This window comes from Microbacterium deminutum (assembly GCF_039530205.1).
GTDB classification, from domain to species: domain Bacteria; phylum Actinomycetota; class Actinomycetes; order Actinomycetales; family Microbacteriaceae; genus Microbacterium; species Microbacterium deminutum.
The window spans coordinates 344,252-370,762 of sequence record NZ_BAAAOG010000001.1; the positions used below are offsets into that span (position 1 = coordinate 344,252).

22 protein-coding genes are annotated in these 26,511 nt (G+C 67.0%); 10 read left to right on the forward strand and 12 right to left on the reverse strand.

The window, feature by feature from the left end:
• Positions 1 to 23: 23 nt before the first annotated feature.
• Positions 24 to 1,034: a glycerophosphodiester phosphodiesterase family protein gene (locus ABD212_RS01535; protein ID WP_344090470.1), complete on the forward strand. Its 1,011-nt coding sequence runs from the start codon at positions 24 to 26 to the stop codon at positions 1,032 to 1,034.
• An 18-nt stretch (positions 1,035 to 1,052) separates the two neighbouring features.
• On the opposite strand, the gene ABD212_RS01540 is transcribed toward ABD212_RS01535, so the two are convergent.
• The 5 genes from ABD212_RS01540 to ABD212_RS01565 form a co-directional block, all read right to left on the reverse strand.
• Entirely contained in the window at positions 1,053 to 1,355 is a 303-nt protein-coding gene (locus tag ABD212_RS01540; RefSeq protein ID WP_344090472.1) for a hypothetical protein, read from the reverse strand.
• A 71-nt stretch (positions 1,356 to 1,426) separates the two neighbouring features.
• A complete protein-coding gene (locus ABD212_RS01545; RefSeq protein ID WP_344090474.1) occupies positions 1,427 to 2,041 on the reverse strand; it encodes a PadR family transcriptional regulator in 615 nt (204 codons plus the stop codon).
• 353 nt (positions 2,042 to 2,394) lie between these two features.
• The gene (locus tag ABD212_RS01550; RefSeq protein ID WP_344090476.1) at positions 2,395 to 3,069 is read right to left on the reverse strand and encodes a cation efflux transmembrane domain-containing protein; all 675 of its coding nucleotides are present in this window, start codon (positions 3,067 to 3,069) and stop codon (positions 2,395 to 2,397) included.
• 552 nt (positions 3,070 to 3,621) lie between these two features.
• Positions 3,622 to 5,058: an MFS transporter gene (locus tag ABD212_RS01560; protein ID WP_344090478.1), complete on the reverse strand. Its 1,437-nt coding sequence runs from the start codon at positions 5,056 to 5,058 to the stop codon at positions 3,622 to 3,624.
• 46 nt (positions 5,059 to 5,104) lie between these two features.
• The gene (locus ABD212_RS01565) at positions 5,105 to 6,397 is read right to left on the reverse strand and encodes a DJ-1/PfpI family protein (RefSeq protein WP_344090480.1); all 1,293 of its coding nucleotides are present in this window, start codon (positions 6,395 to 6,397) and stop codon (positions 5,105 to 5,107) included.
• Positions 6,398 to 6,898: 501 nt separating this feature from the next.
• On the opposite strand from ABD212_RS01565, the gene ABD212_RS01570 reads away from it, so the two are divergent.
• Entirely contained in the window at positions 6,899 to 8,218 is a 1,320-nt protein-coding gene (locus ABD212_RS01570) for an alpha/beta fold hydrolase (protein ID WP_344090482.1), read from the forward strand.
• 29 nt (positions 8,219 to 8,247) lie between these two features.
• Here ABD212_RS01570 and ABD212_RS01575 read toward each other — a convergent pair whose 3' ends face one another.
• Positions 8,248 to 9,207: a GlxA family transcriptional regulator gene (locus ABD212_RS01575; RefSeq protein WP_344090484.1), complete on the reverse strand. Its 960-nt coding sequence runs from the start codon at positions 9,205 to 9,207 to the stop codon at positions 8,248 to 8,250.
• A 74-nt stretch (positions 9,208 to 9,281) separates the two neighbouring features.
• On the opposite strand from ABD212_RS01575, the gene ABD212_RS01580 reads away from it, so the two are divergent.
• Entirely contained in the window at positions 9,282 to 10,352 is a 1,071-nt protein-coding gene (locus ABD212_RS01580; protein WP_344090487.1) for an NAD(P)-dependent alcohol dehydrogenase, read from the forward strand.
• 376 nt (positions 10,353 to 10,728) lie between these two features.
• On the opposite strand, the gene ABD212_RS01585 is transcribed toward ABD212_RS01580, so the two are convergent.
• From ABD212_RS01585 to ABD212_RS01600, 4 genes are all read right to left on the reverse strand, one after another.
• A complete protein-coding gene (locus ABD212_RS01585; protein WP_344090489.1) occupies positions 10,729 to 11,145 on the reverse strand; it encodes a MerR family transcriptional regulator in 417 nt (138 codons plus the stop codon).
• A complete protein-coding gene (locus tag ABD212_RS01590) occupies positions 11,142 to 11,474 on the reverse strand; it encodes a hypothetical protein (protein WP_344090491.1) in 333 nt (110 codons plus the stop codon). The genes ABD212_RS01585 and ABD212_RS01590 overlap by 4 nt, the downstream gene beginning before the upstream one ends.
• 311 nt (positions 11,475 to 11,785) lie before the next feature.
• Positions 11,786 to 12,349, reverse strand: coding sequence for a hypothetical protein (locus ABD212_RS01595; protein ID WP_344090493.1), 564 nt, complete (start codon positions 12,347 to 12,349; stop codon positions 11,786 to 11,788).
• A 24-nt stretch (positions 12,350 to 12,373) separates the two neighbouring features.
• Positions 12,374 to 13,402, reverse strand: coding sequence for a LacI family DNA-binding transcriptional regulator (locus ABD212_RS01600; protein WP_344090495.1), 1,029 nt, complete (start codon positions 13,400 to 13,402; stop codon positions 12,374 to 12,376).
• A 158-nt stretch (positions 13,403 to 13,560) separates the two neighbouring features.
• On the opposite strand from ABD212_RS01600, the gene ABD212_RS01605 reads away from it, so the two are divergent.
• The 7 genes from ABD212_RS01605 (at position 13,561) to ABD212_RS01635 (ending at position 24,947) form a co-directional block, all read left to right on the forward strand.
• Positions 13,561 to 14,529 (forward strand): carbohydrate ABC transporter permease, encoded by a 969-nt coding sequence (locus ABD212_RS01605; protein ID WP_344090498.1) that lies wholly within the window; start codon positions 13,561 to 13,563, stop codon positions 14,527 to 14,529.
• Positions 14,526 to 15,350: a carbohydrate ABC transporter permease gene (locus ABD212_RS01610; RefSeq protein WP_344090500.1), complete on the forward strand. Its 825-nt coding sequence runs from the start codon at positions 14,526 to 14,528 to the stop codon at positions 15,348 to 15,350. The genes ABD212_RS01605 and ABD212_RS01610 overlap by 4 nt, the downstream gene beginning before the upstream one ends.
• A 72-nt stretch (positions 15,351 to 15,422) precedes the next feature.
• The gene (locus tag ABD212_RS01615; RefSeq protein WP_344090501.1) at positions 15,423 to 16,694 is read left to right on the forward strand and encodes an ABC transporter substrate-binding protein; all 1,272 of its coding nucleotides are present in this window, start codon (positions 15,423 to 15,425) and stop codon (positions 16,692 to 16,694) included.
• Positions 16,695 to 16,798: 104 nt separating this feature from the next.
• Entirely contained in the window at positions 16,799 to 18,550 is a 1,752-nt protein-coding gene (locus tag ABD212_RS01620; protein ID WP_344090503.1) for a DUF5605 domain-containing protein, read from the forward strand.
• Positions 18,551 to 18,597: 47 nt separating this feature from the next.
• Positions 18,598 to 20,067, forward strand: a complete 1,470-nt coding sequence (locus ABD212_RS01625) for a glycoside hydrolase family 43 protein (RefSeq protein WP_344090505.1) — start codon at positions 18,598 to 18,600, stop codon at positions 20,065 to 20,067.
• 85 nt (positions 20,068 to 20,152) lie between these two features.
• Complete coding sequence (locus tag ABD212_RS01630) at positions 20,153 to 22,822, forward strand: family 78 glycoside hydrolase catalytic domain (protein WP_344090507.1); 2,670 nt, start codon at positions 20,153 to 20,155, stop codon at positions 22,820 to 22,822.
• Between the two features lie 277 nt (positions 22,823 to 23,099).
• Positions 23,100 to 24,947 (forward strand): PKD domain-containing protein, encoded by a 1,848-nt coding sequence (locus tag ABD212_RS01635; RefSeq protein ID WP_344090509.1) that lies wholly within the window; start codon positions 23,100 to 23,102, stop codon positions 24,945 to 24,947.
• A 445-nt stretch (positions 24,948 to 25,392) separates the two neighbouring features.
• Here ABD212_RS01635 and ABD212_RS01640 read toward each other — a convergent pair whose 3' ends face one another.
• Together ABD212_RS01640 and ABD212_RS01645 are read right to left on the reverse strand one after the other, a co-directional pair.
• Positions 25,393 to 25,791, reverse strand: coding sequence for an NAD(P)/FAD-dependent oxidoreductase (locus tag ABD212_RS01640; protein ID WP_344090511.1), 399 nt, complete (start codon positions 25,789 to 25,791; stop codon positions 25,393 to 25,395).
• Positions 25,792 to 26,075: 284 nt separating this feature from the next.
• On the reverse strand, positions 26,076 to 26,495 hold the full coding sequence (locus tag ABD212_RS01645) for an arsenate reductase ArsC (protein WP_344090513.1): 420 nt from the start codon (positions 26,493 to 26,495) through the stop codon (positions 26,076 to 26,078).
• Positions 26,496 to 26,511: the final 16 nt, after the last annotated feature.

The window sequence follows — 26,511 nt, forward strand, 5'->3', positions numbered from 1 at the left end:
GGCCCGGCGGATAGCCTGAACCGGTGCCTCGCACGCGACCGCTCGTCATCGGGCACCGTGGTGCGCCCGGCTACCGGCCCGAGCACTCCCGCTCGGCATATGAGCTCGCACTGGCGATGGGTGTGGATGCCGTCGAGCCCGACATCGTGGTCTCGCGCGACAGCGTCCTCGTGGTGCGGCACGAGAACGAGATCTCCGGATCGACGGATGTCTCGGATCGGCTGGAATACTCCCGCCGGCGCACGACCAAGACGGTCGACGGCGTCGACCACACCGGATGGTTCACCGAGGACTTCACGTGGGATGAACTGGCGACCCTTCGCTGCCGCGAGCGGCTGCCCGCGCTTCGGCCGTCGAGTGCCTCGTTCGACGACACGCAGCCCGTCCTGCGCCTTCGCGACGTCCTCGACCTGGTGCGCGAGGCCTCGATCGAACAGCACCGCGCCATCGGCCTGGTGCTCGAGATCAAGCACGCGACGTATTTCGAGTCGATCGGCTGGGATGTCGCAGCCCTCGTCGACACCGAGCTGCGCGGTGCGGGCTGGCAAGGGGATGAGGCCACGCTCACGATCGAGTCGTTCGAGTCGACGGTCCTCGGGCGCCTGCGGGATCGCGGCATCCGCGCGTCGTATGTCTATCTCATCGAGGCTGCCGGTCGCCCGTTCGACCTTGTTGCAGCGCGCGGCAAGGCGGCGCCGACCTACCGGCAGACGGCGCGACCCGCCGGGCTCGACGCGCTGGCCGGAGTCGTCGACGGGATCAGCGTCGACAAGCGGCTGATCCTCGCTCCCGACAGACTCGGGCGCACATCGGGTCCGTCGGCACTGGTGTCCGATGCGCACGAGCGGGGGCTCCGCGTGTTCACCTGGACGTGCCGGCCCGAGAACGAGTTCCTGATCCCGCAGTTCCGGGGCCGTGGCGGTGCGCGCGCGTTCGGCGACTGGCGTGGAGAGTGGAGCGTCATCCGCGATTCCGGGGTCGACGGCGTGTTCGTGGATCATCCGGACCTGGGCATCGAATTGTTCAGAACCTGACGGCAGCGTGGGTCGGACTCATTCCGCTCGAGGCATATGGCCCGCAGGGGCGCGATGCGTGGGCGCACCCCAGCTCGCCATCGGTCCGCCGCCGGGGCCGTGCGAGCGCAGGAACGCTCGATGCACCTTCTCGCACGCGAGCTTCAGCGACGTCGCCCAGCCGATCACGTCGTCGCGGAACATGACGCGGTAGCGGGTGTCGGTGCCGTTCATGACCCGTCGGAGCTCGATCGTGCCGTACTGCTTTCCGGTGCGGTCGATCATTCGCCAGGTGCCGGTCGGCCCCTCGACGGCCTCGAGGATCGGATGCCACTTCTCCACCGGATTCCCTTCTCCGGCCGAGAGATCCGATCGTACGGGCGCGAGCCGACATCGGAGTGAGCGACGTCGCCTCAGCTCGTCGGCGCGTCGACGCCCGTCTCGGCGTTCGCGGGCCGGCCCCGCTTCGGCATCTGGGCTGACAGCTCCAGCGCCATCGCATGCGCGGGTCGCTCCGCCAGCAGCCGCTCGCTGTGGTCCAGCCACCGCACCTCCGCCTCGATCGCGAAGACCATCGAGTCGACGACGAGTTCCCGTGCGAGATCCTCGATTTCAGCGGGATCCGCCGGTGGACGCTTCGCAAGCTGCAGTCGGCGCAGCTGCGCCAGCGAGGCGTCGCGCTCGGATCGGATGACCGTGGCGACGTCCACGCCCGGCAGTGTCGCCGCCAGCGCGAGCTTGATGGCCAGCGCGTCACGCGTCCCCTGGCCGCGATCGACGGGTGAGTCGAGCCAGGACGCGACCTCGAGGGAACCGGCATCCGTTATCGAATAGTAGACGTGGCCGTGCTCGTCGGTCTCACCCTTCTCGATGAGTCCATCTCGCTCGAGGCGGTCCAGGGTGCTGTAGATCTGGCCGACGTTCAGCGGCCAGGTGGATCCCGTTCGACGGTCGAACTCCGCGCGAAGCTGATACCCGTAGCACGGCCCCTGATCGAGGATGGCCAGCAGACTCTGGCGCACCGACATCATCGTCTCCTTGCCGTTGGGGGAGGGCGGTCGGACGTTTCGCCGCGGGTATATGCGCAGTATATGCATACTCCGTAGCCAAAGACGGGATGACGGGGCTGCGTGATCGCGAGGCGGACACGAGGATCAACGGCTCAACACGACTCATCCCCCAAACATCGAGGGAGAACTGTCAGGACCAAACAACGCCGAAACGTCAGGGATCTATTAATTCAGAACTGTCAGGGATGTCCTGAGACATGACACCGGACGATGGTCGCGGTGTGTGGCAACGTCGACCGAGAGTAGCGGGCTCCGAGCGCTTCCGTGTGGCGCTCTCGGGAAGAATCATCGCGCTGAGGACCGACTAGAGATCAATGGTGGTCATGCGTCAGCTCGTCATGGTCGTCCTCGAGGAGCACGCCGACTGAGGTCGCGCATGCATCCCCCCGCCACGCTTCCCGGCCTTCCCGGACCGCGAACACCGCGATGACCAGACCTGCGATCGCGTCCGCCCACCACCACCCGAACAGGCTGTTCAGCACGAGCCCGATCAGAACCGCGGCCGAGAGGTAGGTGCAGATCAGGGTTTGCTTGGAGTCGGCAACGGCGGTCGCCGAGCCGAGCTCACGGCCGGCGCGGCGCTCCGCGAACGAGAGGAACGGCATCACGATGACGCTCAGGGCAGTGATGGCGATGCCGAGGGCGCTGTGCTCGACCTCGACGCGAGTGAGCAGCGCAAGCAGCGACGTGACCGTGACGTACGCGGCGAGGGCGAAGAACGCGATGGCGATGACGCGGAGCGTGCCCTTCTCCCATCGCTCCGGGTCGCGGCGGGTGAACTGCCAGGCGACTGCGGCGGCGGAGAGGACCTCGATGGTGGAGTCGAGCCCGAATGCGATCAACGCGGTCGACGAGGCGATCGTCCCGGCGGTGACCGCGACGATCGCTTCGATCAGGTTGTAGCCGATTGTCGCGGCGACGATCCATCGGATCCGGCTCTGCAAAGCATCCTTGCGCGCTTCAGAGAGCGGCGACGTGGCGGTCATGTGCACGTGCATTCCGCTTCGCCGCAGCAGTCGGGCTCGACGAAGAGCACGATCTGCAGCAACTCGTTCAACGCGGGCGCGAGATGCGGGTCGGAGATTCGATACCAGGTGCGCCGGCCATCGGGGATCGCCTCGACCAGCCCGCAGCCGCGAGGACACGCAAGTTGGTTCGACATCACGACGTTCCCTCCGACGGCGAGAGTGTAGCGCTCGTCAGCGACTACGTTCAGGGCTTTCGCGGCATATCCTCGGTCCTCCGCTGCGCTCCGGCCCTCCGGTACTCCACGTCCCAGAACTCCGCCGCACCCGACTGCTCGAGAGGCCAGTGTCGGAGGTGCGGTGAAGACCGATCATGGCGAGCGATCGCTCGGCCTGGTGGCAACTGGCGCCGCAAGAGCTTTGGACCGCGAGTCACGGGACCCATCCATCCACAGACCTGCCCGGCACTTCCCGGCCCAGTCCGAATGCGGCGCCCTCGCGCGGTCGATGCAGACTGAGTTGAGTTGGTCTTCGACCTCATGTTTGGCTGATTTCGCACCACGCGTAGAGCGATCAGGTCTCCGCCTCCACGGGCACTGCTTGCCCTCGCCTCGCGCGCGGCGGTGTCAATGCGGGGAGGGTGAGGAGGGCGACCACGACCGCTGCCGCAGCCGTGGCGGCCGCCGCGAGCTGGGCCGCCTGCAGGCCTGCCTCCGCCGCTGCCATCGCCGTGCCACCCGCCTCCAGGACGACCGCACGACTGGCCGCATCGAGCGCACCGAAGACCGCGATCCCGATCGCGCCGCCGATCTGGGCTGTGGCGGACGCGAGGCCCGAGCTGACACCGGCGTTGTGGGCGGCGATGCCTTCGGCGATGACGAGGGTGGTCGGGGTGAAGCTCAGCGCGACGCCCGCCGCTGCGATGACCAGCGCAGGCAGGACGCGCAGTACATAGAAGTCGCCGTTGTCGACGGTGGCGAGCATGAGGTGCGCCACGACGAGCAGGAGGAGGCCGATGACGACCACACGCTGCGGTCCGAGCCTGTTCAGCGCCCTGGGCAGAACGAGGAGGCTGACCGCGAACCCGGCCAGTGAGGTGGGAAGCATTGCCAGCCCCGCGAGACCCGGCCCGTATTGCAGCACCTGCTGGAGGAGCAGGGCGACGAGCACGAAGCAGGCGATCCGCGCGGCACCACCCAGCAGGTTCACCGCTATGCCGCCCGCCACGCGTGCGTCGCGCAGCACGCTGGGCGGCAGGATGGCATCGGAGCTGCGCCTCTCGACGAACACGAACCCGATGAGGCACGCGATCGCGATCGCTGCGGATGCGATCACCTCGACCGAGATCAGGCCGCGGTGCGGCGCCGACAGCACTGCGAAGACCACCGCGAGCGCAGCCGCGGTGACCAGGCTCGCGCCGGTCGCGTCGAACGGGCGGCGCGCACCGGCCTCAGCGGGCGGGACGAGCGCCCATCCTGCAACGCCGATGGCTAGTGCGACGGCGGCGGTCACGAACAGCACGCTCTGCCAGCCGAGCACAGCCGTGAGCAGACCTCCGACGGTCACCCCGACTGCGCCCCCGACGGTGGATGCGGCGCCCCAGCCGCTCATCGCTCGTGCCCGCGCGGGGCCGGTGAAGCGAGAGAGGATCACAGACATCGCTGCCGGGCTGAGCATCGCCGCGCCCGCGCCCTGTGTCAGGCGGGCTGCGATCAGCTGAAGCTCTCCCGTCGCGAACCCGCCGATCAGGGAACCGACGACCAGCACTCCCGCGCCGATGAGGAACATGCGGCGGCGTCCGAACACGTCGGCAGCGCGGCCCGAGATCAGCAGCAGTGCCCCGAAGCTGAGGAAGTAGGCGTTCAGAACCCATGCGGTTCCGACGGGCGTCAGGTCGAGGTCCGCAGCGATCGATGGCAGGGCGACATTGAGGATGCTGGAGTCGAGCATCACGACGAACTGCGCGGCTACGAGAGTCAGAACGAGCGGCAGGGTCGAGCGGTTGTGCATGACTCGTTCCTTCCTGGCCATTGCGCGGTTCGGTGGGCGGCGGCGGTCATCGGTGTCGCTGGAGTCGACGGGCGGCGTACGGCATCGCACCCAGAGCCGCCGCGAGGAGCACGGCCGTCGCGAGGAGCGCGGGGGCACGCCACCGATCCAGGGTAGGCGCATCGACCATGGTGACGCGGTCGAGCGGGTACTCGAGCATCTTGCCGACGGACTCGGCGACGGCTGGGCCGGTCGTGCGCGAGAGCTGTTCGATCGCCGCATCGAATCCTCCGTATCCGGCATGTCCGGCGAAGCCGCCCGCGACGAGTGCGTCGCTGCTGTCGTCGTTCGCGCCCGCGAGTCCGGTGCGAATGGTGAGGCCATGGCGGGTGTGCACGGTTCCCGTCGTCGAGACGGCGTTCGTCGTGGCGGCTTGGGAGTAGGTGTACACCTCGAAGAGTGCGGCGACGTCGATCTCCCCGATGCCCTCGGACAGTTGGATGTCGACGGTTGGGCGCGACCACGGGAACGCGGTGTTGATCAGGACTCCGGCATCCATGGTCCCGAACGACTGTGCGGGGATCGCGGTGGGAGCGTCGAGGGACCAGCCGGGGTATGCGATCTCGTTGCCGACCCGAATCGCCTCCGCCGCGCCGGCCATATCGGCCATGACTTTGAGAGTGCCAGGGATACCGGAGGTGACCCCTGCCGTGGTCGTGATCCTTCCGTCCTGCACGTACCGCTCGCCACGGAGCCACGTCACCTCGGGGCGGGAGTCCTCGAGCGCGCCGATGCGCGACCAGTGCGAGGTCGCGGTGGTGCCGTCGAGGACGCCGGATGCTGCCAGCAGGCGGGAGCCTGCGCAGATGCCGAGCACTCGCGCACCGGCCGCATAGCGGGTGGCGATGAACTCGCGCGCGGCCTGCTCTTCGGGACCGTCGGGGAGGTTCACCGCGGGCACGACGATCAGATCCGGCGTTGGTGCGGTTCCCGACTCGACGTCTGCGAACGTGTAGTTGGAAGCGACAGCCATGCCGCCGTCGAACCCTGCCGGCTGCGGTGATGCGGAAACCGTGTAGACGCTGAAGGCGGGCGAGCTGGCCAGCACCTCGTACGGAGCCAGGGCATCGGCGGCGTCGGTGCCGGACTGACCGAGGACGATCGCCACGACGTGCCGCCCGGAATCCGCATCCGCGGCGCGGTGATTCGCGGTCCTCGAGGCCGGGCTCGGTGGTTGGGTCGCGGCTGGTGCCGGCTGGCTGGACTGCATGATGCCTGCGATGACGATCGCGGCGAACGAGATGACTGCGATGGTGCCGGACAGGGCAATCATGCCGACACGGCGGAGGATGTTGGCCATGAGACTCTCCAATTCGGGTGTAGTTGGCAACACGGATGCGTGGGACAGGTGAAACCCGTCCGCGGCGAAGTTCGTCGCGGCCGCGTGGCTCACGCCAGGTGGCCCCGAGAAGGCCGTGACGCCTCACTCGGGTGGCAATGACTCGCGTTCGCTCCGCCGCCGGCCGACGCCTTCGGCGATCGTTCGCGCGCGACCCTCTCGTTGCTGCGGAAGCGCCCGAACGCGATCACAACCGCCGTGAACGCGGCGGTGATGAACAGACAGAGCCACCGAACGTCAGCGCTGCGCATGTCATCTCGATTCGTGTTCATGGGGACGCAGTTCACGCTATGGGCGGGCGGGAGGGGCGCCTAGGACACGGTCTTGACGATCTCGGCCACGCGACCGAAATCGTCAAGACCGTGTCCTAGGCCGGCGCGCTGAGCCACTCCTACCGTGAACTCATCCCCTCAAGAACAGCCGGGGCGCTTGCGTGTCGCCCCCAAAGGAACGGAGCATGTCGTGACCACCGTCACCCCTCTCACCGCCACACCGACCCCCGAGGACGAGATCGGCTCGACGCGGTCCACCCCGGTTCGGAGGCGGCATGTCGGGCCGATCGCGGTGGGGTCGTTGGTCGTCGGCCTCGCCGCCGCGCTTGTTCTCGCCGCCGTCCCATTCGGGCCGGCGACGCAGAGTGCCGTCACCGGGTCGGTGCTTTGCGGGTTCGCTTTCGGCTGGGCACTGCTGGCCATCCTGTCCGTCCGCTTTACGGATCGACCGCAGCGATGGGCGTACGCCCCAGCGCTGCTGATGGGCGTCGGCGGCCTTCTCCTGGTGGCGTTCGGCCCCTCATTGCAGCAGGTTCTGAACTGGATCTGGCCGCCCGTCATGCTGGGGTTGTCGATCTGGATGCTCGTGCGCGTGCACCACGGCCTCCGCGATTCCCGTAGTCGGTGGGTGCTCTACCCTGTGGCTGGGTTGCTCGCTCTCACGGCGGTCGGCGGTGGCTATCAAACCATCGGTGAAGCCGCGGATGCGCAGGCGAACCCCATGCCGGGCCGACTGGTCGAGATCGGCGATCACGGCCTCCACGTGTACTGCGCCGGCTCCGGAAGCCCCACCGTCGTCCTCGAAGCCGGCGGCGGCGCGAAGGCGTCGGATCTTGCGCTGATCTCCACACGCGTAGCTGCCGACACTCGCGTGTGCGTGTACGACCGCGCCGGTCGCGGGTGGAGCGAGTCCGCTCCGACCCCTCCCCACGGCATCCAGATCGCGACCGACCTCCACACCCTGCTGCAGCGTGCCGGTGTGCCCGGACCCTATGTGCTCGCCGGGCACTCCTTCGGCGGGCTGTACGTGCAGACCTTCGCCGCCCGATATCCCAGCGAGGTCGCGGGCATGGTGCTGATCGACTCCACAGCCCCGAATCCCGCAGCCGCGCCCTACACCGCACGTCCCTTCGTTGTGGATCGTGTCTTCGCACTGGTCTCAACAGTTGCGCAGCTGGGACTCGGCCACCTGTTCGGTGCCACCCCCCGCGACCTCCTCAGCACCATCGACGAATACGCCGACGCAAGCGACGCAGTACGGCAGGCGGCATCCCTCACCGACTTGGGCGATATGCCCCTGATCGTCCTGACGGCAGGAAGTGGACACGATGCCGCATGGACGGTGGCGCAGGATCAGATGGCAACGCTGTCGACCGACACCGTGCACCGGATCGTCGAAGGCGCCACCCACGAGGCGCTGGTGGCCGATCCCAACGGTGCGGCGGCCACCGCTCACGCCATCGCCGAGGTGGTCTCATCCGTCCGCACGGGCGAGAGCGTGAACCGGTAGCCCGTCGACTGTCATCGTTCAGGTCGAGGTCACGCCGACCCGAAGTGGTGCCGGTGCTCGCCCGGGGTGGTGTTGAGGCGTCGCCGGAAGGCGCGGTTCATGGTCTCGGGGACGCCGAACCCACACGCCCGCGCAACCTCCTCCATCCCCAACAGCGTGGTCTCCAGGAGCCGGCACGCTGACTCCATCCGGACCGCCTCCACATGCTCGGCTGGGGTGATGCCGACCTCGGTCTTGAAGATCCGGCTGAACTGCCGATCGGATAGGTGGGTGCGTGCCGCCATCGCCGGGATGGAGAGGTCGGCGGTCAGGTTGTCGGGTATCCAGTCCAGCAGGTCGCGGATGGGTTCGTCGTTCGCAGACTGCGCTGCGAGCACCGCGGAGAACTGCGCCTGCCCGCCCGAGCGGCGAAGGTACACGACGAGCCGGCGGGCGACAGTCGCGGCCGCTTTGCGCCCGTAGTCGTCGGCGACCAGGGCCAGCGTGAGGTCGATTCCTGCGGTGACACCGGCCGAGGTCCAGACGTTCCCGTCCTGGACATAGATGGCATCCGGTTCGACGGACACTGCCGGGTAGTCGCGTTCGAGATCGGCGCATTCCGCCCAATGCGTGGTCGCGCGCCGGCCGTCCAGCAGCCCTGCCGCTGCAAGAAGGAAGGCGCCGGAGCACACGGACGTGACCCGCCGCGAGTGCGCCGCGAGGCGCCTGATGTTGTCCACCAGCTTCGCATCGGCGGCTGCTTCGTCCATGTCGCGGCCCCCGGATACCACCAGCGTGTCGATACCGCCGACCACGTGCTCGATCGGCTTCGTCGCGAACTCGAGGCCGCTCGTGGACAGGACCGGGCCCCCGTTGGTGCTGACGAGCTCGGTCGCGTACCGCGGTATCCGCAGGAACCGCGATGCCGTGGAGAAGACCTCCAGCGGCCCGGTGATGTCGAGGATCTGAGCCGAGGGGAACCCGACGATCACGATGCGCGGTTCGCTCATGGCCCTCCCTCGGTGGCCGAGATCGTCAAGAGCCTGTCCTAGGAGACACGACACCTGAACCATACCCTGGAGACATGCCCACAGAACCGAATCAAGACCAGTCCACCACCACAATCGACACCACCGGCACCGCAGAACCGTCACCCGCACCGCCCCTCGGAACCTCAGACACGATGCGTGCCATCGTCCAGAAGCGATACGGCGAGACCGACGTCCTGCACCTGGAGGAGACCTCCAGGCCGAAGATCGCCGCCGACGAGGTTCTCGTCCGCGTCCGCGCCGCCGGACTGGACCGCGGCACCTGGCACACCATGACCGGCCGCCCGTACTTGATGCGGATCATGGGCTTCGGCTTCCGCGGCCCGAAGAACCGAGTGCCCGGACTGGACGTGGCCGGAACGGTCGTCGAAGTCGGCGTGTCCGTCACGCGCTTCGCCGTCGGCGACCAGGTGTTCGGCATCAGCCGCGGCTCATTCGCCGCGTACGCCGCCGCCCGCGAGGACAAACTCGCCCTCAAGCCGCCGAGTCTGACCTTCGAACAAGCCGCCGTCGTCCCCGTCTCCGGCATCACCGCACTTCAAGCGCTGCGCGACGCCGGACGACTCCAGCCCGGCCAGCGAGTGCTGATCATCGGCGCGTCCGGAGGAGTCGGCAGCTACGCCGTCCAGATCGCCGCGGCGCTCGGCGCTCACGTGACCGGAGTTGCAAGCACCGCAAAACTCGACCTTGTCAGGTCTCTCGGCGCCAAGCACGTCATCGACTACACCCGCGAGGACTTCGCCGATGGCGCGGCGCACTATGACCTGATCCTCGACATCGCAGGCAACTCGACCATCGCACGACTCCGTCGCGTGCTCACACCGCGTGGAACTCTCGTCATCGTCGGCGGCGAAAACGGCGGACCCGTCACCGGCGGAATCGGACGCCAACTGCGCGCGATCGCCCTCTCGCCCTTCCTCCGGCACCGCCTCACCATGCAGACGACCAAGGAGCGCGCCAGCGACCTCGAACCACTCACCAACCTCGTCGAGACCGGTCGTATCGTGCCGACTCTCGAGCGGGCCTACCCGCTCGAAGAGGTGCCCCAAGCCATCCGGCACCTCCAGGCAGGTACTGTGCGCGGAAAGATCGCCATCGTTCCTTGACTCGCCCGCGCGGTTGACTCCACGTGGCCGCGTGCCCCTTGTCGGCGTCCCTGTATCTCTTGCGCGCAACCGACCGCGATGCTTCCTGCGGGAAGGGCGGGTCGCTCGAAGTGGGGACAGATCGCGGTGCGGGCAACTCGCCAAAGTGGGATTGATCCTTGGAGGAGTCAAGTCATGAGGCACGACCCCGCTGCAGCGGCGATGAGAGCCTGCTGTGCGATGGCGGCCCCGGCCTCGGTGAGAACCGCAACGGCGATCAGGTACGGCAGCGCGCAGCATCCGGAACAACGCGATCAGCGCGAGAGCGCCGGCCGCCGTGGTGCGCTTCGGGGCGCCGAACGGAACCTCCGCGGCGGGCACGCCCGGTCGGGGTTTGTCATGCCTGATCGCCGTGCGCGATGTCGACAAACGGAATAGGGCACTGCGGACAGGTGCATCCATCGATGCTTGTACAGCCGGCAGCCACGACCTGTTCGAGCGACTCACGGATGGTGACGAGGTCGTCGATCTTGTGCTGCACCTCGAGGATCTTCGTCTCCGCTCGGGTCCGCAGATCCGGTGTGATGTGCCCGCGCTGGCGGGTGTCGATCAGTTCCGAGACCTCGTCGAGGGTGAACCCGAGTCGCTGCGCCGCCTTGATCACTCTGAGCAGTTGGACGGTGTCCTCCGGGTAGGAGCGGTGCCCGCCCAGCGTGCGCAACGGCGGTGCCAGCAGACCCCGACGCTCGTAGTAGCGGAGGGTTTGCAGATTCACTCCTGCGCGCTCAGCGACCTCGCCGCTGCGCAGTGTCACGACACCCTCCCCAGGAGGCTGGTGAGCGCCGTGAGCACCTCGGTGTACTGGGACGGGACCCGGATCGTCAACGCTGTATGGTCACCGTCCGCCTCGACCGTGAAGTCGAAGAACGAACAGCACTCGGTCTCTCTCGCCGCGAGATCGCGAGCGGTATCGAGCAGCTCGCGTGGGAGCATCACCGTCGCGACGGTCGGTGACTTGCGCTCGATCTCGCCCAGCGCGGTCGCGAACAGGTCGGCGAACTGCGTCACACGCAGCGGACGCGCGACTGTGGGCAGTGTGCATGCCTCCGGCGCCCGCGCCAGAAGATTCTCGAACTGGGTCATGAGACCCACCGTAAACCTGTACCTGAGTACCGGATGCAAGTGAAATGAGGGCTAGACCCGATGACGGTCCCACGAATAGCGCTCCGCGCTGCAACCTCCATACAGCAAGCAAAACGACGCGCGCTAACGAAGAGAAGCGATCACTGAGACAACGCCTTCGACGGACCAAACAACGAGAACCAAATCATACAATTCACGTATGCACCATGCCTGGTGATGACACGACTACGCATGCACGCTCGACACATGCGAGGAAGGCTTCGGAGCTGGAAGAGGGGAAGCGACTCCCGCGGCATCCGCAATGCCCTCTCTTACGCCTTCGAGGGCACGTGCGATGCACCCAACCGGGCCTCGCTCGGTGCCTCGGCTGCCGAGCAATATGCCGACACGAAGTGCACGACGGTCACCAGGTACACCGTGGTGACCGGCACCATCGCTAGAGACGAATTCGATGCGCCCGCCCTGCGCCGCTGGATCCAAGGGGACAATCCAGCGACCGGTGAGCCTAGAGGGCTGGTGCACAGATCAGAGAACTCGGACCTGCTGCTCGATGGCACGATCAACTCGATCTCCTGCTCGACGATGACGCCAAGCCGCAGCACATCAAGGCACTCATGGCGTCCGACACGATCGTGCTGAAACTCCGCGTCGGCAACCGCTTCGCGGCACTCTCCGCACCCGGCGCCCTCCCGAGGCGCGAGGACATGCGCGGCGTGGCCGCGCTTCACGCACGCGAATCCGGCAACCTCGACGACGCTCAGCTGGCGGCCGCATCCGCAATCGCCGGTACGAGCAGATTGGTCTCGATCACCGGTCCCGCGGGCGGCGGCAAGACGATGCTGCTCCGCGTCGCCCGCACCGGGCTCGAACTGCAACGTCGCAGAGTGATCCTCGAGCGATCAGGCGGGGGGGACCGCGGACTCCCGTCGCACCAATGCCGGCTCGATCACGGTGTTCGCAGCCGGTGAGCCGGTGCGGAGATGCTCGAGGATCATCCTGAACGCGGATCGACCCAGTTCGAGGTGGTCGAGCGCGACCGTGGTCAGCGGTGGATGGAAGTGCGCGGCATCGGGCATGTCGTCGATTGCGATGACCGAGTAGTCCCTCCCCGCGCTCAACCCGCGTTCGTACATCGCGTGCTGGAAGCCGAGCGCGATGGCGTCGTTCGCGCAGAACGCCGCCGTCCACCTGCCCTCGATGGGCAACCGTCCGATGCGGTACCCCGACGTGCTCGACCAGTCCTCACAGGGCACGGTCACTTGCGCGTCGATGCCCGCCGCGTCAACGACGTCCCTGTAGCCGCGCTCGCGGTCACTCGACTCATGAAGGTTGCGAGGGCCGCGGACATGCAGGATGGCCCGGTGTCCGAGGTCCACGAGATGTTCGGTCGCGAGTCGACCTGCAGCGTACGAGTCGACGTAGGTCGCTCCCACCTCTTGCCGCGGATGATTCGACAACGTCACGAACGGGATGGTGTTCAGCAGTTCGTCCCACAGGTCCTCGAACCCCGGGTAGGGACTCGCCAGAACAATGCCGTCGACCTGATGAGCCAGAAGGCGCCCAGCCGCTCGCTCGATCTCCGCGGGCGCTCTCGGATCGTCGAGATCATGCGGCAGCTGAGCGGTGATCAACCCGTATCCCGCCTGCCGGCTGGCATCGTCGAGACCGCTGAGGACGGACGACGAGCCAAAGTCGAGGGGTCCCATCGAGAGCACCCCGATGGTGTTCGTGGTCTGTGTTCTCAGGTTCCTTGCGACCAGATTCGGTCGATAGCCGAGCTCGTCCACCGCGGACTGGATGCGCTGGCGCGCGTCCGCGCCCACATAACCGCGACCGGTCAGGTGTCGGGAGACGGTGCCGACCGACACGTTCGCGAGCGCGGCCACATCCGCCATGCTCGGCCGAGACCGCTTCTGCTGGGAGTTCATCTCGCGCTCTCAAATTGGGACTTGACAGAGTGTGTAATCGATCACACAATAGCACTTATCCCGCATGTGTGAACGATTGCCTACCCGTTTTCCCCGTGTGTAATCGATCACACAATCGGCGGACCGAAGTTTCATCCGCAATGACGCAAGGAGCAACGATGCGAACCGAACCGATGGCCGCACCGGCCAGCCCGTCGGGCACCGGCGTGGCGCTCGCCGGGCCGGCGAGCACGACGCCCATCCGACGTCGACGCGGTCTGCCCTCGGTCGGGCGGAGCCTGTGGTGGTTCGCGATTCCGGCGGCTCTGATCTACATCTACGTGATCCTGGTCCCGAGCGCGCGGGGCGTCTACTACTCGTTCACGAACTGGGCCTTCCTGGTGAAGGACCCGAAGTGGATCGGCTTCGAGAACTACGTCACGAACTTCCAGGGAGACGCCGGACCGGTGGCGCTCCGGACGCTCGGGATCGCAATCGCCGTCGTGACGATCCAGAACACGCTTGGTCTCGGCCTCGCGCTTCTGCTGAACGGCCGGATCCGAGGTCGGAATGTGCTGCGGACGATCATCTTCGCCCCTCTCGTGGTGTCCTCACTGGTCGTCGGATACCTGTTCAAGTACATCTTCGGGCCGCCCGACATCGGCGGCGTCAACACCGCCCTGCACGCATTGGGCCTCAGTCAGATCGACTTCCTCGGCAACCCCACGTGGGCGATCTGGATCATCATCATGACCGTCGTCTGGCAGTTCACGGGCTCGTCCATGGTCATCTACCTCGCCGGGCTCCAGGCCGTTCCGGTCGAGCTGGATGAGGCCGCCGCGCTGGATGGCGCGGGGTACTGGCAGCGCTTCTGGTATGTCACCCGGCCGCTGCTCGCCCCGGCGATCACGATCAACTTGATGCTGGGCCTCATCGGCGGCCTGAAGCTGTTCGACCAGATCTTCGCGATCACCGGTGGCGGCCCCGGCGGGCAGACCCAGACGATCTCCACCCAGCTGTATTTCCTGTTCTCCAACTTCGGCTACTACGGCCGCGCGGCTGCACTCGCCGTCGTTCTCGCGATCGGAGTCGGAGTGCTCTCGTTCATCCAGTTCTCGGTGCTTCGCCGACAGGAGCGCAACTCATGAAAGTCCGAACCAGCACCCGAGTCGGAAGCACCTTCCTCGCCTACGGCTCGACCGCGATCTTCCTGATCCCGGTGTACATCCTCGTCAACCTGTCCATTCGACCCGACGGCGACCTCACCCCCGGCTTCCTCCCCAGTGGGAAGGCGACGCTCGACCACTACGTGACCGCGTGGACGTCCTCGTCGCTGCCCGGCGCGATCGTGACCAGCATCATCGTCACCGTCATCTCGACCGCTGTCGTCCTGGCGTTGGCGACGATGGCGGCATACCCGCTCGCCCGGTCGATGTCGCGGCTGTCGAACGCGACCTTCTACGGCTTCCTCGTCGGCCTGCTGCTGCCGTTCCAGCTGGCACTGCTGCCCGTGTACTTCCAGATGCGCGACCTGCACCTGCTGGGGACGATCTGGTCGCTGGTCATCGTCTACGTCGGCCTGCAGATGCCCTTCTCGATCTTCCTGATCACCACGTTCCTCCGATCGAGCGTCCCGATCGAGTACGAGGAGGCGTCCCGGATCGACGGATGCAGCAACGTGCGCACGTTCTGGCACATGGTCGTCCCGCTGTTGCGCCCCGTTCTGGGAACCTGCGCGATCCTCAACGGCGTCGGGATCTGGAACGACTTCTTCACGCCGCTGATCTTCCTCACCGGCGGGTCCCAGGTGACCATTCCGATGGCGATTTACCAGTTCGTCGGTCAGTACACCAGCAATTGGCCATTGATCTTCGCCTCACTGGTGATCTCGATGATCCCGATCCTGGCCGTGTACCTGCTGCTGCAGCGATACGTGATTCAAGGCTTCGCCGGCGGTCTCAAGGGCTGAGACCGCGGGCAACAGATGTCCGGCGCCCGGCCGGGCAAGTCCACTGCACCCCACACAGATAGGAACAGATCGATGAAGATCCAGCATCGGATCATCGCAATCGGCGCGGTATCAACGATCGCCGTGCTCGTCGCCGGTTGCTCCGGCGGCGGCGGAACCTCTCCTTCGAGCTCCGGCGGCGAACTCAGCGGAACAGTCACCGGCATCTTCGACGCCCAGTACAAGGGCGCCGTCGAGCCGATCGTGAAGGCGTTCGAGGAGAAGAACCCCGGCGTCACCGTCAAATTCGATTACCAGGGCGGCGACCTCGGCCCCGCGATCCTCGCCCAGTTGCAAGCCGGCACCGCGCCGGACGTGCTCCTCACGTTCCCCGGTGGCAGCCCGAACGACTCCAGCGACAACGTGGTCCCGCTCGCCAACGCCGGGCTGATCGCGCCGTTCGAAGCCGACTGGAGCGGCGACGTGCCCGAGACCTGGAAGCCGCAGGTGTTCTTCAAGGACCAGCTGTACGCCTTCCCGGGGGCGCTGCAGCCGCTGGCGGCGATGTACAACCAGACCCTCCTCGATGAGCTGGGGCTGAAGGTCCCGACCACGCTCGACGAGGTCATGCAGCTCTGCACGGACGCTAAGGCGAAGGGTGTCTACGCCTTCGCGCAGGGACTCGGTGAAACCGCAGCAGGCCCTCAGATGCTGTCCTTCGGGCAGACCGCCTCGCTGATCTACGGCGCGGACCCGACGTGGGATCAAGGACTCGCGACCGGCAAGGTGTCCTACCCGGGTTCGGGCTGGCAAACCCAGTTCGAGATCTACCAGAAGATGTTCGACGCGGGCTGCTTCGGCGAGGGGTCGCTCGGTCGCTCCCGCCAGCAGGGACAGGACGCCGTCGCTCAGCGGCAGGCGCTCGGACTGGTCGATGTCGGCGCGGTTCTGGCCGGCATCCACGCTGCCAACAAGGATGACAAGTTCGTGGTGGCGGCGATCCCGGCCACCAATGACGGCAAGAACAGCATCACCGCCCTCCCCGGGTACACGCTCACCGTGAACGCCGCGGCGAAGAACCTGGACGCCGCGAAGGCGTTCGTGGCCTTCGCCGGCGAGCCCGAGCAGTCAGCGGCGTTCGCCACCGGGTTCGGCTCCGTGCCACTCATCCCGAACACGAAGTTCACACCCCCGGCCGAGCTCAAGGAGTTCAACACGCTCGTCGTGAACGGCCAGACCGCACCGATCGCCAGCCTCCAGCCCGAGGTGCAGAGCACTCTGAACACTGCGGTGCAGTCGATGCTGCTCGGCAATGACACGCCCGCCAGTGCGGCGCAGAAGATGCAGGACGCCTACAAGAAGTAGCAAGTCCGTTGCCGGGCTGCGGCGGCCGGGAGGCCTGGTCGCCGCAGCCCTGCTGTCTTCACCCCAGCCTGCATCCGCAGACCCCGCACCCAGAGGAGCCCGTCATGTCCACGTTCCACTCCCGGTCGTCGCTCGCCGGCGTCCTGACCCAGCCGCACGCGAGGGCTGTCGTCGAGGAGATCGCCCCGGAGGTGCTCGAGTCGGCACTCGCGCAGACGGAGGCGAGCTTTCCGCTCGCCCCGGTGCTCTCGATGATCCTTGATCCCGGTGATAAGCGGGTGCAGGTCCTGCTCGAGCGGCTGTACGCGCTCGAGGATCGCACCGAACGCTCTGCGGAGGAAAGCCCGATCACGCCGAGGCTCGACTACGAGGCCACGGACATTCCCCTCGCCAGTGCGGGCTTCGTCCCGCCGGAGAACGCGACCGCGAATCGCCTTGTGGAACTCACCTTCACCGGCCCGTCGCATGGCAACCCCTTCGTCGAGGTCGAACTCACCGTCCGTCTCGCCCTCGAGGACATCGTGATCGACGTCGGTGCGTTCTACGACGGCGACGGCCGCTACATCGCCCGGTACCTTCCCCCGCAGCCGGGTGTCTGGACCTTCAGCACCTCCTCGACCGCCCGCTCGCTCGACGGGATCACCGGGTCTATTGCGGTCGTCGCATCTGACGCGCCGGGCCCGGTCCGCGCCGACGGCTTCCACTTCAGGTACGCCGACGGGACACCGTTCACACCGCTCGGCACGACCGCCTACGCGTGGACCCACCAGAGCGTCGAGCTTCAGGAAACGACTCTCCGGGCGCTGTCCGAGGCGCCATTCACCAAGATCCGCATGGCGCTGTTCCCGAAGCACTTCATCTTCAACACCAACGAGCCCGAGAGATTCGTCTTTCCACGAGACGGCGACGGCTGGGACACCACCGGGTTCGACCTGGAGTACTTCCGTCAGCTCGAGACCCGGCTCACCCAACTCGGTGAGCTCGGCGTCCAGGCCGACCTCATCCTGTTCCACCCCTACGACCGGTGGGGATTCGCGAACCTCGGTCGAGCCGCCGACGACCGGTACGTCCAATACGTCGTGCGCCGCCTTGCGGCATTCCCCAACGTCTGGTGGTCACTGGCGAATGAGTACGACCTGCTGCTCGACAAGAACCCGGACGACTGGGACCGCATCGCCGGAGTCATCCGCGACAACGACCATGTCGGGCATCCGCTCTCGATCCACAACTGGCTGGAGATCTGGGACTACGAGTCCGAGTGGGCCACGCACTGCAGCATCCAGCACGGCGAACAGCTCGGCGCGCGGGTCCGTGAGTGGCGCGGCCGGTGGCGCAAACCCGTGATCGTCGATGAATGCGGCTACGAGGGCGACATCGACCAGGGCTGGGGCTTCCTGCCCGCGACGGACGAGGTCCGCAGAATCTGGGATGCCGTCATGGCCGGCGGCTACGCCACCCACGGTGAGACCTACCACCGCGAGGACGATGTCCTGTTCTGGGCGAAGGGCGGCCAGTTGCACGGCGAGAGCCCAGCACGCATCGCGTTCCTCCGGTCCATCATCGAGGACTCGCCCACCGGGAGGCTGGAACCGCTGCCGTCCGACTTCGATGCGGCCCACGCGGGCGTGGACGGGCAGTACCTGCTGATCTACTTCGGCGGGGGGCAGCCGGCATTCCGTGCCGTCAAGGTGCCGGCAGGGATGCGGGCGCGCATCGATGTGATCGACACGTGGAACATGACCATCACCACGCTGCCGGGCGAACACGTCGGCGAGGTACGGGTCGACCTGCCCGGGCGCCCCTACATCGCCGTCCGGCTTCGCTCGGTCATCCAGGCCGAGTCGACGTCTGCCTGAGTCCACGACGAGCCATGTCCGGCGTCCCTGAGAATGCGGTATGTGCGATGGCTGAATCTCTCAGCGGCGAGACCCACCCCATCGTGCCCGGATTCTTCCCCGACCCCACCATCTGCCGGGTCGGAGACGACTACTACCTCGCGAACTCGAGCTTCGAGTACTTTCCCGGCGCCCCGATCTTCCACAGCCGCGACCTCGTCACGTGGACGCAGATCGGCAACATCCTCACCAGCCGCACCCAGTTCCGCCGTGGCTCCCAGGGACCTTCCACAGGCATCTACGGATCGACCCTGCGGTACCGGGACGACCGATTCTGGTTCATCACCACCAACATCAGCGACTTCCACGCCGGACAAGTCATCGTCCACGCGGAAGACCCCGCGGGACCGTGGAGCGATCCGGTGTTCGTCGCGGAGGCAACCGGCATCGATCCCGACCTGTGCTGGGACGAGGATGGCACGTGTTACCTCACCTGGCACGTCCTCGACTTCACGACCGGCGGACAGGGCATCCGGCAAGCACCGATCAATCCTGAGACCGGTCGATTCCTGGAACCCGACTACCCGATCTGGCAGGGCAGCGGCATGTCGATGGCCGAGGGGCCGCACCTGTACCGCATCGGCGACTACTGGTACATGATGCTCGCCGAGGGTGGAACCGAGCGCGGCCACTGCGTGACGGTCGCCCGGGGCAGCAGCCCGCGCGGCCCGTTCGGGTCGTGTCCGCAGAACCCGATCCTCACCCATCGAAGCAGTGACCACGTCGTCCAGAACGTCGGCCATGCCGACCTGGTGCAGACGACGGCGGGGGAGTGGGCGGCGGTGTACCTCGGCGTGCGACCGCGAGGTTCGACCCCGGGATTCCACGTCCTCGGGCGGGAGACCTTCCTGGCGGGCGTGAACTGGACCGACGGATGGCCGACATTCGACGAGTCGCGGTTCGACATCCCGCAGGCCGACACGAGGTTCTCCGACGACTTCACGGAGGACCTCAATCCACGCTGGGTCGTGCCGGACGGCGAGCCCGCCGCGGTCATCGAGCGCGACGCCGGCGGGGGCGTCCGATTCCATTCGACGGACGACGTGCTGTGCGCTCGTGTGCGTGACTTCGACTGGCACACCGACGCGGAGGTCGAGAAGGCCGGAAGCGTGGGGCTGCGCCTAGACGACCGGCACTGGTACCACGTGCAGCTGTGCGACGGCATCGTTCGAGCCGTCATCCAGATCGGCGATCTCCGGCACGAGCTGGGTGGCTTCGCAACCCAGGAGCAGTACGTCACGCTGTGCGTCGAGACGGCGGCGCCCCGCACACCACCTGTGCCGTTCGGGCACGCCGGCCCCGACGACATCGTCATGTCGGTGGTGTGCGAGCACGGAACCACCGAGCTTGCTCGCCTCGACGGCCGCTACCTCTCCACCGAGGTCGCCGCCGGATTCACCGGCCGCATGCTCACGGTCGGCGCCCCGTCACCCGACGGCCGCATCCTGCGCGTGACCTATCGACCGCTCCCAGCCTGACCAGCACAGGGAACATGCGACCGATCGGACATTCCGACCCCCTGATTCACCATCGCCTTTCAGCTCAGAGGACCCTTCCGACGTAATGACCGCCACCACAACACCGACGGCGCTGGCCGGAGCGCAGTGGATCTCGAGGGCTGTGCCCGCCGCGCAGCGCATCATCCGCGCGACACGGCGGGACCGGATCCTTTGGGCCGCGCCCGGGTCGACACTGACGCAGACCTTCCACACCGACGGACCCGTGCGCGCGGTGAACATCGACCTGGCCGGTCCAGGTGAGGGAGTCGATCCATTCATCGCGGATGTCGATTTCACGATCAGCCTCGAAAGTGCCGACGGCAGCGAGGTCGCTCGGCGCCATGTCGCCGGCCCACAGCTGCTGTGGGACTACTTCGGCCAGCTCCTCGAGGTGTCGCCGCCCGCTCCGGCGGGCGAGTACACGGTCGTGCTACGCCCAAAGCGGGAGACCATCGGCTGGTACGCCGAAGACGCGGGTGCCGCGTGCCCCGACGACGGTGTGTCGCCGTTGCCCGTCGACGGCGACATCATTCTCGATGGACAACACCAGGCCGGGATACTGCTCATCGCCGTGGAGACCGACCCCGCGCCCAACCCGCAGTTCCGAGGATCGGTCCACGTCACGGGGGAATTGGAGAGGGCGACCCTCGCGTTCACCGCACTCGGCTCCGGGATCCTCCGCATCAATGGAGTCAAGGTCGGCGACGCGGCGATCGAGCCCGCCGTCACCGCCTACGACAAGACGGTGCTCTACCGCGTGCACGACATCGCCCACCTGCTGCAGTCCGGCGCGAATGAACTGCTCATCGAAGCAGGTCGTGAACGGTTCGCCGCCCGGGGAGGGGACATCTGGGGCTGGCACCTAGCGCCCTGGCATCGCGAACCCATGGCGATCGCAGCCATCGATCTGCTGTACACCGACCGACGTAGCGCGCGTGTCGTGACCGGCGACGGATGGGACGCCGCCGACGGCATCGTTCGCCGCGAACTGCTGTTCGGGGGCGAGACGTGGGTGCTCAGCGCCGACGAGCCGGATTGGAAGCCGGCAACGATGGTCGACCCGCCGCGAGGGGAGCTGCGTCTTGCCGTGCATTCGCCAATGCGTGCCGGCGCGCCCCGACCGCCGATCCTCTCCGAGGATCTCGGATCGGGTCGAGTCGTGTACGACTTCGGAGCGGTGATGACCGGCCGGCTGCGGTGCCGTGTGACCGGGCGCGCCGGGGCGGCCGTCGTCGTGACGTCGGGCGAACAGCGCAATGCCGTAGGCGAGGTCATCTGCGACAACGCTCTGGCAGCCGGAAACGGTCAGGAAGACCAGCTCCTGATCCAGCGCGACATCCACGACCACACCTGGGAGATCCAATTCGGCTACCGCGGGTTCCGGTGGGTCCAGATCGACACGCGCGGCGACGTCGAGGTAGCCGGCGTCCGCGCTGTGCCGATCTACACCGACCTCGAACGGATGGGCGAGCTCGCAGCCGGTGAGCCGCTGCTGGAGTGGATCAACACCGCGCTGGGGCGAACCTTCCGAAACAACCTGCACGGCATCCCCACCGACACACCCATCTACGAGAAGAACGGCTGGACGGCCGACGCACACCTGGCGACCGAGGCGCTGCTGCACCACTTCGACCTCCGACCCGCGTTCGACAAGTGGCTGCAGGACCACCGCGACGCCCAAGCCGACGACGGTGCCATCCCGCAGATCATCCCGACCCCGGGATGGGGGCGCGCCGCGGACCCTGCCTGGTCGTCCTCGGCGGTGCTCATCCCGTGGTATCTGTACTGCGAATACGGCGATCGTGACGTGCTCGAACGCAACGCCTCGATGATCCGGCGGTATGCCGACCACCTCATCGATCGATCGGGAGGCGGGATCTGGTCGCACCGCACCTGGAGCGACTGGCTCGCGCCCCAGTTCACCATTCCGCCGGAGGGCATGGCGCCGACCGGTACCGCGATGGCGGTCACCGTCCTCCAGCACACGGCGGCCGTGCTCGACGAACTGGGCAACCAGGATGCCCACGAATACCGGGCGGCCGCGGAGACGATCTCCGCCGCGTACCACGACGCCTACTTCGATGCCCACGCAGGGTGCTACGGGGTGCCCGGGGTGGGTTACCGACAGACCATGAACCTGCTGCCGCTCGCCTTCGACATGGTGCCCCGCGCCGCAGTCGGCACCGTGCAGGACAGCCTCATCGCCGACATCGAAGGCCGAAGCCGCGGTCACCTGGACTGCGGCGCCATCGGCGTCCGCCACCTCCTTCCCGTGCTCTCATCCGCCGGACGAGACGACCTTGCGCTCACGGTCCTGCTGCAACGCACCCGACCGGGATGGGGCGCATGGTTCGAGGCAAGCGAGAACACCCTGCTCGAGGCATGGGATGCGTCCGCCCGGTCCCGCAACCACTACTTCCTCGGCTCAGTCGCATCGTGGATCCAGCAACGGGTCGGCGGGCTCCGCTCGATCGCTGCGGGGTGGCGCGAGATCGAGATCGCTCCTGTCGACGACCCGCGCATCCGAGGTGCACGAATGCGCCACAAGACCCCGCTCGGTGAAGCGTCCCTGTGCTGGGAGCGGGGTGTCGGCGGGTGGCGCCTTGACGTCGTGGTGCCCAGCGGCGCGACAGCATATGTGCGCGTGCCTGGACACCATCATCAACTCGCATCCGGCACCCACTCGCTCGTTCTCCCCTCACCGCACGCACATGGCACCCCGGTGCTGACGTGAGGACATTGCGCCCCTGTCGCCGCCTCAGAACGTTCCGCGGCACTCGTCGACCAAGTCGACCGAAAACCCCTCGCACAGTTCACGGCGGCAGCCCCGCCATCTCCAGAAGGGAGCAGTCAACCGCCGCAACCTCCACGCCCGTTAGCCGTTCAATGACGCCGTGCACAACGAAGGCAATACAGAAATAGCCCCCACGCATTCGCCGCCACGCGTCATGGCCGCGAAGCCCTGCCGCCACGACGTCCGTGCCGACACAAACCATGAAGTTGGAGAAACCATGAAGAGATCCATCCGGCGCAGGTTCACCCCTGTCGCGCTCGGCGCCGCGGCTGCCATTGTTGTCGGGCTGCTGTCCGCAGCACCGGCCTCCGCCGCACCGCCCGACTGTGTGCAATCCGCACCGAACGCCCCGATGCAGATCACGGCGGACTGCATCGACCCGCAGTTCACCCAGCCCGTCATCGACTCGGAGACTGACGAGACCTTGCCGGTTCCTCACCACCGGGTATCAGGGCACTTCGAGGGCACCAACATCAAGTTCAACATCTATCTGCACGCGCAGGCGGACAAGGCGAAGTGGGATGGCCGGTTCTTCCAGTACACCTACCCCACCGTGTTCGTAGCGGGAGCAAGCACTGCCGTGGCGAGCGATCGAGCCATCGGGTTCGCGCTGGCGAGCGGCGGGTACGCGGTGCACGCGGGGAACGGCTCCGTCTCCCTCGGGTACCGGTACAGTGCCGCCGCGGCGAAGTTCGCGAAGACCCTCGCCGCGAAGTACTACGGCGGCGATCGACAGATCTTCGGTTACCTCTACGGGCCGAGCGGCGGCTCGTATCAGGTCATCGGCGCGGCCGAGAACACCGAGGGGATCTGGCAGGGATACGTGCCGATGGTGCAGGGCGTGCCGCAGCCGTCCAGCTACAACTTCGAGGGCAGATCCGCCGCGGAGCTGATCCTCAGCGGCAAGGCTGCCCAGATCCGCGACGCCATCCTGCCCGGTGGCAGCGGCAACCCCTATGCGACTCTGGACCCGGCTGAGCGAGCCATGCTCAAGGAGATGCTCGCACTCGGGATTCCGCTCAAGGCGTGGGAGAACGCCGACTACCTTCTCGGATACGACGCCAAGTACTACGGGGCGGGGCTCGCTTCCGACGATCCGCTGGCGTACGACCCGACGTATGTCGACGACTTCTGGAACTCGCCCGGCTATCTCGGGACCGAGAACAGCCCGCTCGGCCAACGCGTCCGGGAAAGGCTCGCCGAGATGGGCGACACCATCGGCCACCGCTGGAACATCGCCAAGCGGTTCGCGTACCGGTATCAGCTCCCTCCCGCCGGTCAGGGCTGGATCGGGCTGGACCAGTTCCGCAACCCCGACGGTACCCCGATCTACCCGCAGCGTCCGGTGGGCGAGCCTTCGTTCGCGCCCGTGGTTTCGGGCAACGCCGCTTTCGACGGCTCCATCAACGGCAAGGTCATCGTTGTCTCGAACCTCTACGACAGCGACGCACTGCCGTGGCACACCGACTGGTACCGTCACCGCGTCGAGGCGAGCCTCGGCGGCGCTGCCGCTGACAGCTACCGCGTGTACTTCACCGATCACGCCGATCACCAGGATGAGGCGCCGACGGGCCTGCGCGCCTCCACTCTCGTCAACTACTACGGGATGGTCGAGCAGGCGCTGCGAGATGTTGCCCAGTGGGCAGAACACGGTGTCCCCGCGCCGGCATCCACGCGCTACTCGATCAAGGACACGCAGATCTCGGTGTCCCCGTTCTCGCTGATCCGGCAGGGCATCCAGCCCACGGTCGACATCGTGTCGCTCGGCGGGACGATCAAGGCGAAGGTCGGCAAGCCGGTGACCATCGTCGCCACCGCCCGGACGCCGCTCGGCGGCGGCAAGATCATCGCGGCGGAGTGGGACTACGAGGGCGAGGGCACCTTCGTTCCCGGTCTGGCCGGAAAGCCGCAGAAGATCGAAGCGATCACCACGAAGTACACGTTCACCCAGCCGGGCACGTACGTCGTGAGCGTCAAGGTCACTGCGGAGCGTGACGGGAACGTCAACGCGAAGTACGCCCTGCTGCAGAACATCGACCGCGTCCGAGTGGTCGTCACGAAGTAGCGAACGATCGGGCGGACGGATGCGCTGGGTCGGCATCCGTCCGCTCGCCCCGTCGATATCGGTCGGAATACCAGGAAAGAAGCGATGTGGAGATCGCATCTCGAAGTCCGCGGACTCCGCTGAGTCCCACGCATCTGGGTCGGGGAACTCCCACTCCACCAATCGGCCGACGACCGGGCCGGGGAGCGCCAGCCCCGGATTCATTGTCACGACGACATCGGCGGACGCAAGGTCGGCTTCGATGACGAGACGCGGCGTGGCGTCCCCGGTATCGATCCCCCACTCGCCGAGCGCTTCCGCGACCCAAGGGATTGATCTCGTGTGCGGGTTTCAATCCGGCGCTCGTGGCGTTGACCCGCCTTGAGCAACGTGCGCGAGGAGGTGTGCCCGAGTTGGGACCTGCCGGCGTTGTGCTGGCGGATGAAAAGCACCGTTGGCGCACCGGTCATACCGTCACCACCAACGGGATGTGCGCGCGCGACCAGGCCTGCGTCGCCGTCTGCACGGCATCCCACGGGGATCCGAGCGGAGGCCTGTATGACAGGTCGAGATGGCCGACCTGCTCGACGCTGAGCCCGGCGAAAAGGGCGGTGGCGTACGTATCGACGCGTTTGGCTGACTCGGTGCCGAGGCGGCCGACGAGCTCCGCGCCGAGGAGCCGGCCTGTTGTCGTGTCTCCGGTGATGCGGATGCTGATCGGCGGTGCTCCGGGGTAGTACCGCTTGTGGTCGTCAGCGACGGCTTGTGTCGTTGCCGGGTTGAAGCCTGTGACGGTCGCTTCATGGTGGCGAAGGCCGGTGCGCGCGGCGACCAGGTCGAAGACCTTGACGACCTGCGTCCCCACGGATCCGGCGAACCGAGTGCTCCCGCCCAGGGCGTTCTCTCCGGCGACGCGGCCCTGCTCGTGCGCGGCGTGCCCAGCGGCAGGCAGGTCAGTCCGAGGAGCCGGTGATGGGTGACGACCCCGTCGCCGGCGGCGAAGACATGAGGGATGCCGGTGCGCATCTGTTCGTCGACGACCGCCGCGCGACCGGCACCGAGGGGCGGGCTGCCCGCTGCACGCGCTGAGCGCGAGAACCGCGGCAAGCACGGTTCCCGCCGTAACACCGGTCGTCGCGGCGCGGATGGCTACGCCGCCCGTTCCGGGAGCAGCTCTGTGATCAGCACTTCGATGCGGCGACGGATCTCGTCGCGGATCGGACGCACGGCATCGATGCCCTGGCCCGCCGGGTCATCGAGATCCCAGTCCTCGTACCGCTTACCGGGGAAGATGGGACACGCGTCGCCGCACCCCATCGTGATCACGACATCCGACTCCTTGACCGCCTCGACGGTGAGCACATTGGGGATGTTGCCGGCGATGTCGATGCCCTCCTCTGCCATCGCCAGGATCGCGACCGGGTTGATCTCATCCTTCGGCGCCGAACCGGCCGACAGCACCTCGACCGCGTCGCCGGCGAGCGCGCGAAGATATCCCGCGGCCATCTGAGAGCGCCCGGCATTGTGGACGCAGACGAACAGAACGGTGGGGGTGTCGAGGTCGGCCATATCCAAAGCATAGATC

Excerpts from the sequence above, each read along its gene's own strand:
- ABD212_RS01560 (WP_344090478.1), bottom strand. The coding sequence starts at position 5,058 with ATGCACAACCGCTCGACCCTGCCGCTCGTTCTGACTCTCGTAGCCGCG.
- ABD212_RS01635 (WP_344090509.1), top strand. The coding sequence starts at position 23,100 with ATGAAGAGATCCATCCGGCGCAGGTTCACCCCTGTCGCGCTCGGCGCC.
- ABD212_RS01545 (WP_344090474.1), bottom strand. The coding sequence starts at position 2,041 with ATGTCGGTGCGCCAGAGTCTGCTGGCCATCCTCGATCAGGGGCCGTGC.
- ABD212_RS01605 (WP_344090498.1), top strand. The coding sequence starts at position 13,561 with ATGCGAACCGAACCGATGGCCGCACCGGCCAGCCCGTCGGGCACCGGC.
- ABD212_RS01625 (WP_344090505.1), top strand. The coding sequence starts at position 18,598 with ATGGCTGAATCTCTCAGCGGCGAGACCCACCCCATCGTGCCCGGATTC.
- ABD212_RS01550 (WP_344090476.1), bottom strand. The coding sequence starts at position 3,069 with ATGACCGCCACGTCGCCGCTCTCTGAAGCGCGCAAGGATGCTTTGCAG.
- ABD212_RS01610 (WP_344090500.1), top strand. The coding sequence starts at position 14,526 with ATGAAAGTCCGAACCAGCACCCGAGTCGGAAGCACCTTCCTCGCCTAC.
- ABD212_RS01620 (WP_344090503.1), top strand. The coding sequence starts at position 16,799 with ATGTCCACGTTCCACTCCCGGTCGTCGCTCGCCGGCGTCCTGACCCAG.
- ABD212_RS01615 (WP_344090501.1), top strand. The coding sequence starts at position 15,423 with ATGAAGATCCAGCATCGGATCATCGCAATCGGCGCGGTATCAACGATC.
- ABD212_RS01630 (WP_344090507.1), top strand. The coding sequence starts at position 20,153 with ATGACCGCCACCACAACACCGACGGCGCTGGCCGGAGCGCAGTGGATC.
- ABD212_RS01565 (WP_344090480.1), bottom strand. The coding sequence starts at position 6,397 with ATGGCCAACATCCTCCGCCGTGTCGGCATGATTGCCCTGTCCGGCACC.
- ABD212_RS01575 (WP_344090484.1), bottom strand. The coding sequence starts at position 9,207 with ATGAGCGAACCGCGCATCGTGATCGTCGGGTTCCCCTCGGCTCAGATC.
- ABD212_RS01645 (WP_344090513.1), bottom strand. The coding sequence starts at position 26,495 with ATGGCCGACCTCGACACCCCCACCGTTCTGTTCGTCTGCGTCCACAAT.
- ABD212_RS01600 (WP_344090495.1), bottom strand. The coding sequence starts at position 13,402 with ATGAACTCCCAGCAGAAGCGGTCTCGGCCGAGCATGGCGGATGTGGCC.
- ABD212_RS01580 (WP_344090487.1), top strand. The coding sequence starts at position 9,282 with ATGCCCACAGAACCGAATCAAGACCAGTCCACCACCACAATCGACACC.
- ABD212_RS01590 (WP_344090491.1), bottom strand. The coding sequence starts at position 11,474 with ATGACCCAGTTCGAGAATCTTCTGGCGCGGGCGCCGGAGGCATGCACA.